This is a genomic window from Prevotella sp. MGM2, from assembly GCF_002933955.1.
In the GTDB taxonomy this organism is placed as follows: domain Bacteria; phylum Bacteroidota; class Bacteroidia; order Bacteroidales; family Bacteroidaceae; genus Alloprevotella.
Genome location: NZ_BEWW01000165.1, coordinates 1 through 6,694, shown reverse-complemented (window position 1 = coordinate 6,694; position 6,694 = coordinate 1). Strand labels below are relative to the sequence as shown.

Here is a 6,694-nt window from a genome sequence, read left to right as displayed (position 1 = left end):
GCCTGCTGAAAACGACGCTTACCGTTTCTTTCCAGTTCCACCACACGCAAATGGACGGGGCGCACGCTTCCCGCTTTTTAGACGGGATTCAAAAAGAAATTGATAATCTGAGAATATAAGTTTAGGGAAAACGCTATCTTTGCATCTCATAACAACAACATTCAGATGATAAATATCTTTTAAAGAAAATATTATGACAACGAAAGCAGCATTTATTTACATTGCGCCTGAGAATGATTACAAAACGCACAAAGCATTTATCGATTCTCCTGTCGTTAATCTGACGGTAGTGGGTGTAAAAGACTACGAAGAAGCTGAATATGTAGCTAAAGAGTTGGTAAAGGAAGGCATCACTGCTATTGAACTTTGTGCCGGTTTTGGTCTCAATGGCGTAGCGCGTGTTAGCAAAGCAGTCGAAGGAAGAGCTTTAGTTGGAGTTGTTAGGTTTGATCTCCATCCTGCGTTTAATCACCAAAGTGGAGATAGCATATTCTAATTAAAATCCTCAGCGATTTAACTAAGTTCGTATTTCGACTATAATAAGATTGATACTGGCGAAAGAAACCAAAAGAGAGTTTGTTTTTTCTTTCGCCGGTATTGTATTACATATTACACATAAGCAATGATTCTATTTGGCATTACTTGTTAACCATTCCTTAGCCATTTCTGTCAGTCGGTATTGTTGTTTGGGGTGCTTTGGCTGATTCGGATAAAGCCGTTCAATCAATCCTTCTTCCAATGCGGGGGTAATATACCTCTCACGAAAATACTTTAAGTCTTTAATATCACATACATTCGCCATATTCCTCATTGTCATGTAAGAATCTTCCATTTTTTGAATGAGCAATTCTACTTGAGGGGTACTTAGGGGATGCTTAGGGGGTATTTGCCCTCCTCTGTTATCTTTCTGTCCTCTTTATCATTCTCTATGATATTGAATTTGAAATCAGGTCGCTTGAACGTGATAGTAACGAAACCTCCATCCGAAGACCATGTAGGAGTTTCCACACCTTGCGCCGTTACTTTAGGTTACCCAACAAGCATAAGTAATATTTATCTCAAATTCATATTTGTTTTTCCGAAATTATCACTACATTTGCAGATATAGTCAATTTATTGCTATTCTTTAAAATAAAACAAGTGTGGAAACAGAAAGAATAAATAGAATAAAAGTAGTATTGGTTGAACAAAATAGAACTGGGAAATGGTTAGCAGAACAACTCCAAAAGAATGAAGCTACTATTTCTCGTTGGTGTTCTAATACTTCACAACCATCATTAGAAATGCTTGTCAAGATTGCGAAAATACTGGATGTAGATGTACGAAAACTGATTAATCCAAATAACAACGAAGAACGATATGGCGAATAAGAATCTGAATAAGGCTAAAGAAGCTAAGAAAGACGAGTTCTATACGCAGCTTGAAGATATAAATAATGAGCTGAAACATTATCGTGAGCATTTTCGTGGCAAAACTGTATTGTGCAATTGCGATGACCCACGTGTCAGCAATTTCTTCACCTACTTTGCCTACAACTTTGAGTTCCTTGGATTGAAAAAGTTGATTACCACTTGTTACAAGAATCAAGACATGGACTTGTTCAGTCAAAATAAAAGTGAACAGGCTGTATATTTGGTTTATGAAGGAGACAAGAACGGAGACCATATTCCCAATGCAGATGAAATAGGTGTGATGCCATTAAAGGGGGATGGCGATTTTAGAAGCAAAGAGTGTATTGAACTTCTAAAAGAAGCGGATATTGTTGTTACTAATCCTCCTTTCTCTTTATTCAGAGAATATGTAGCACAACTCATTGAATATGATAAAAAGTTTTTGATTATTGGACACCAGAATGCCATCAAGTATAAAGAGATATTCCCTCTCATCCAGCAAAATAAACTTTGGCTTGGCTATGGCTTTAAAGGGGGAGCTGGTCATTTCATTTCTCATTATGAGGATAGAGCTACCGCTGGCGACCACCGTGAAGGCATGATACGTGTTTCTGGAGTAACATGGTTCACAAATTTAGAAACGCCTAAAAGACATGAGAATATCATTCTTTATAAAAAGTATTCTCCCGAGGAATACCCTAAATATGAGAATTATGATGCTATAGATATTTCCAAAACTGCAGAAATTCCATGTGATTATGATGGAAAGATGGGAGTACCTATTACTTTCATGGATAAATACAACCCCGATCAATTCGAGATAATCGGTAATACATGCGATACAGACTGGATAAGATCTGTGGGATTTAAAATAATGGGACAAGATACAATTGACAAATTGAGGCAACAAGGAAATAAAGCTCATGTTACAGCTAACATGAATTCACCATACATATTAAAAGATGGAATTGTAATCTTACCTTATGCTCGTATTATCATTCGCAAAATTAAAAAGTAATAACCATGATGAATATAGCCCCTAAATTCATAAAGATAGCCGACCTTATTGAAGGTTATAGCAATGACGCCGAGACAGGCGTTAAAGGTTATGGCGGTAAGTTAGACATCCGTCCACCCTATCAACGTGAGTTCCGATACGATATTAAGCAACAGCAGGCTGTTATTAATACCATCTTAAGCGGATATCCGCTCAATATCATGTACTGGAGTGTTGCAGAAGACGGCAATTACGAGATGATTGACGGCCAACAACGCACGTTATCTATCTGTGAGTTCTATACCCACGGCTTTAACATTGAGGACAAAGACCGTGGCACACTCTATTTCTCAACATTGACAAACGAGGAAAAAAATAAGTTCCTAAATTACGAATTGACAATATATTTCTGTGAAGGGACGGATAAAGATAAATTAGATTGGTTCAGAGTAATCAATATCGCAGGAGAAAAACTGCTCGACCAAGAGCTTCTCAATGCTGTCTATACAGGCCCGTTTGTGACAGATGCCCGTCGTCACTTTTCAAAGAATGGTTGCCCAGCTTATAAACTCGGTGCAGACTTTCTAAACGGTAGTGCCATTGAACAAGCGTATCTTTCAACTATCCTCAAATGGGCAGCCCGTCATGATGGCATCGCAAAGGTTGATGATTATATGGCACAACATCAGTTTGACCCAAATGCCAACAAATTATGGGCTTACTTTGTGTCAATCATCACATGGATACGTTCCACATTCCCTAAATATCGTCGTGAAATGAAAGGTTTGGATTGGGGTGCGATGTTTGACGAGTTTGGTGAGGGCGTTTACGATACAGATGTACTTGAAAAGCAAATCCACGACTTGATGGAGGACGATGAGATTATGAAGAAATCAGGTATCTATCGCTATGTATTAAGTGAAGATCTACGTGATCTCAGTTTCAGAACATTCGACAAAAAGCAAAAACGTGAAGCATACGAACGGCAGAAAGGAATCTGCGTACATTGTGGCAAACATTTCGAGTTGGAAGAAATGGAAGCAGACCACATCACCCCTTGGAAAGATGGTGGTACGACTGTGGCAGAGAATTGTCAAATGCTTTGTAGAAATTGTAATAGGATTAAAGGAGGAAAATAAATATGAATAACCAAATAAAACAATCTATTGAAGAATGTCAAAGTATTATAGAGCATATTCGCAATTCTATAAATAATAAGGAATGCAATTTTTGTCCTAAATGTAAGGAGTTGACGAGTTTGTACAATGCACTTAATAAACTATCGATAAACATTAAATCTGATTTACCTATCGAAGAGCGATATATACAAGCATATTTACCTGCATTAGTCGGAGTATCTCAGATTAATCCTTATGATTTCGGAGGTATTATAGCGATAATAAATATAATTCAATCAAGATGTGATTTGGCAAATAATAAACACAAGAAAATATTCATCAGCCATTCCTCAAAAGATGAAGCAATCATTAAACTTTTTGTTGATGATATCTTACAATTAGGAGTTGGTATAAAGCCTGAGCAAATCTTTTGTACTTCTATTGAAGATATGGGTATTAAAAATGGAGAAGATATTAGGAAACACATTCATCAAAACATAAAGAATGCAGATTATTCTTTCTTGCTCATATCAAATAACTACAAAACAAGTGAAATCTGTTTGAATGAAATGGGAGCAGTTTGGGCATATGATAATAATGTTAAGCTATATCTATTGCCGAAAATGGATTTTGATAGTATTGGATGGTTATGTAATACAAGAATAGCAGAAAGAATAGATAACTCCATTGCTCTAGACGAATTGCACGAACAATTACAACAACACTATTCTCTGCAAAATACATCTATTAGAAGTTGGAGTAGATTACGAGAAAAATTCCTTCAAGAAATTAAAGCTGTTTAATCTCAAACTCAATGTGTATCTATTTCAAACATATATAATATATACTTTTCTAATATCAAAGATTGATTCAATAAATATATAAAAACTTTTAATTTATAATCAACCATATGCTAACCGAATCACAAAACATAGAATTCAAAGAATCTTGGCGCGACGAATATCTGAAATGGATATGTGGTTTTGCTAATGCACAAGGTGGAACACTGTTTGTCGGCATTAAGGACAATGGCGAAATCTGCGGTGTGCAAGAAGCCAAGAAGTTGATGGAAGATATTCCCAATAAGGTACGTGATATGCTCGGTATACTGGTAGATGTTAATCAAAAAGAGGATAATAAAAAACAATATCTGGAAATAGTAACTGAAGCATATCCTTATCCAATCAGTTTTCGCGGCAAGTATTACCAGCGGAGCGGAGCCACCAACCAAGAGTTGAAAGGTGCGGCACTCGACCGTTTTATGCTTCGCAAACAGGGAAAAACTTGGGACGGTGTACCAGTGCCTTATCTGAAAACAGAGGATTTGGACAATGCGACTTTTGATTTATTTCGCAAATATGCTAAACGAAGCGAACGCATGGAAGATGCTGATTTAATGGATGACAACCATGGCCTGTTAGAAAAACTTCGACTTTATGAAGGTGATTACCTAAAACGTGCAGCTGCTTTATTGTTCCATCCAGACCCGGAACGATACGTGACCGGAAGTTTTGTAAAGGTGGGCTTCTTCCGTGAGGGAATGGATTTGGTGTATCAAGATGAAGTACATGGCAACCTGTTTCAGCAAATTGTAAAACTAATGGATTTACTATGCACCAAATATATGAAAGCCGTCGTAACTTACGAGGGTATTCATCGAATAGAAACATTGCCTATACCAAGGGAAGCTCTTCGCGAGGCGTTGTTAAATGCCTGCATTAACAAGGATTATGCAGAACCTTCTCCCATACAAATTCGCGTGTATGAAAATAAACTGGAAATTGTAAATGGTGGTGTATTGCCAGACGGTTGGACAGTGGAAACACTACTATCTTCTCATCGTAGTTTTCCCTATAACCCTGACATTGCCAATACATTCTTTCGTTCTGGAGAAATTGAAGCATGGGGACGTGGCATTGAACGTATCATTATAGCCTGTAAGAATGACGGATTTTCCACACCAGAATTCCGTTACGATGCTTCGGGCATTTGGACGATATTCAAGTTTGAGTATCCAGAAAGAGCGACTACCCAAAAGACTACCCAAAAGACTACCCAAAAGACTACCCAAAAACTGACAGAGCAACAGCAGGCTATGCTGTCTTTTTTAAAAGAGCATCCCGAAGCGACCCGAAAAGAGATAAGTGAAAGCCTTCCCAACATCACTGAAGATGGTGTTAAGTATAACCTTTCACGCCTTCAGGAACTTGGATTATTAGAGCGTATAGGAGGTAGGAAACAAGGTTATTGGAAAACAATAGAGTAAAGTACATGGATGATCTAGATGAATTTGAAAGTTGGCATAAGGATTTGAATGAATGGGAACGTTTTCAATATGAACTTGAAAGAATAAGCGGAGAGAAAAAATTATTACAAAGTATGTGATTTTGACAATAAAACACTAAAAAATGCAACTAATGAGCAAAGAAAACCAAATAATACTTTATCAAGACGACAACGAAATTACTCGTGTGTCGGTGCGTTTTGCCGATGAAGATTTGTGGCTGACACAAAATCGTTGGTGGATATATATCAAACGAGTAAATCAAATGTAAGTGAGCATATTAAGCATATATTTGAGGATGGCGAGTTAGTAAAGGAGGCAACTGTTCGGAAATTCCGAACAGTTCAAACAGAAGGTTCTCGTAAAGTTGAACGAGAAGTGGAGCACTACAACCTTGATATGGTTATCGCTTTGGGTTATCATGTGCAGTCTCAGGTTGCAACCCGCTTCCGATGATGGGCAACCCAGCGGCTTCATGAGTATATTCAAAAAGGATTTACCATGGATGATGAACGGTTGAAACAGGGCGGCAACCGCTATTTCCGTGAGTTGTTACAACGCATCAGGGATATTCGTAGCAGTGAACGCAATTTTTATCAGCAGGTAACATATATATATGCTACAGCCACAGACTATGATCCACGCGACAGTATGGCAAAGATGTTCTTCGCCACCGTACAAAACAAGTTGCATTATGCCGTTCATGAAAATACTGTGGCAGAAGTGATATACAATCGTGTGGACAATGAGAAACTGTTTGTAGGTATGACTAATTTCAAAGGCAGCTATGTAACTAAGGATGATGTAAAGATTGCCAAGAACTATTTGTCTGAGATTGAACTCCAACGCCTGAATCTGCTTGTTTCCGGTTTCTTGGACTTTGCCGAGTTCCAAGCATTGGAAA

At 37.8% G+C, this 6,694-nt stretch carries 8 protein-coding genes and 2 pseudogenes; 8 read left to right on the top strand and 2 right to left on the bottom strand.

Annotated features, from left to right (window positions below; translation table 11 throughout):
• Positions 1-119, top strand: a pseudogene (locus C5S62_RS13810) (chloramphenicol acetyltransferase); the annotation flags it as partial.
• A 74-nt stretch (positions 120-193) separates the two neighbouring features.
• Positions 194-496, top strand: a complete 303-nt coding sequence (locus tag C5S62_RS03850; RefSeq protein ID WP_036618105.1) for a DUF6506 family protein — start codon at positions 194-196, stop codon at positions 494-496.
• Positions 497-628: 132 nt separating this feature from the next.
• Here C5S62_RS03850 and C5S62_RS03845 read toward each other — a convergent pair whose 3' ends face one another.
• Together C5S62_RS03845 and C5S62_RS13520 are read right to left on the bottom strand one after the other, a co-directional pair.
• Positions 629-847 (bottom strand): Fic family protein, encoded by a 219-nt coding sequence (locus tag C5S62_RS03845; RefSeq protein WP_366402173.1) that lies wholly within the window; start codon positions 845-847, stop codon positions 629-631.
• 17 nt (positions 848-864) lie between these two features.
• Positions 865-1,008, bottom strand: a complete 144-nt coding sequence (locus C5S62_RS13520; RefSeq protein ID WP_154398154.1) for a hypothetical protein — start codon at positions 1,006-1,008, stop codon at positions 865-867.
• 134 nt (positions 1,009-1,142) lie between these two features.
• Here C5S62_RS13520 and C5S62_RS03840 point away from each other — a divergent pair, with 134 nt between their 5' ends.
• The 6 genes and pseudogenes from C5S62_RS03840 to rhuM all read left to right on the top strand — a co-directional run.
• Complete coding sequence (locus C5S62_RS03840) at positions 1,143-1,370, top strand: helix-turn-helix transcriptional regulator (RefSeq protein ID WP_057327949.1); 228 nt, start codon at positions 1,143-1,145, stop codon at positions 1,368-1,370.
• Positions 1,360-2,409: an adenine-specific methyltransferase EcoRI family protein gene (locus tag C5S62_RS03835; protein ID WP_057327950.1), complete on the top strand. Its 1,050-nt coding sequence runs from the start codon at positions 1,360-1,362 to the stop codon at positions 2,407-2,409. Before C5S62_RS03840 ends, C5S62_RS03835 begins: the two co-directional genes overlap by 11 nt.
• A gap of 5 nt (positions 2,410-2,414) precedes the next feature.
• On the top strand, positions 2,415-3,527 hold the full coding sequence (locus tag C5S62_RS03830; protein ID WP_223301129.1) for a DUF262 domain-containing protein: 1,113 nt from the start codon (positions 2,415-2,417) through the stop codon (positions 3,525-3,527).
• 2 nt (positions 3,528-3,529) lie between these two features.
• Positions 3,530-4,309: a toll/interleukin-1 receptor domain-containing protein gene (locus C5S62_RS03825; protein ID WP_073344655.1), complete on the top strand. Its 780-nt coding sequence runs from the start codon at positions 3,530-3,532 to the stop codon at positions 4,307-4,309.
• 107 nt (positions 4,310-4,416) lie between these two features.
• Positions 4,417-5,772, top strand: coding sequence for an ATP-binding protein (locus C5S62_RS03820; RefSeq protein WP_104404129.1), 1,356 nt, complete (start codon positions 4,417-4,419; stop codon positions 5,770-5,772).
• Positions 5,773-5,923: 151 nt separating this feature from the next.
• Positions 5,924-6,694: pseudogene (gene rhuM / locus C5S62_RS03815) on the top strand (RhuM family protein); the annotation flags it as partial.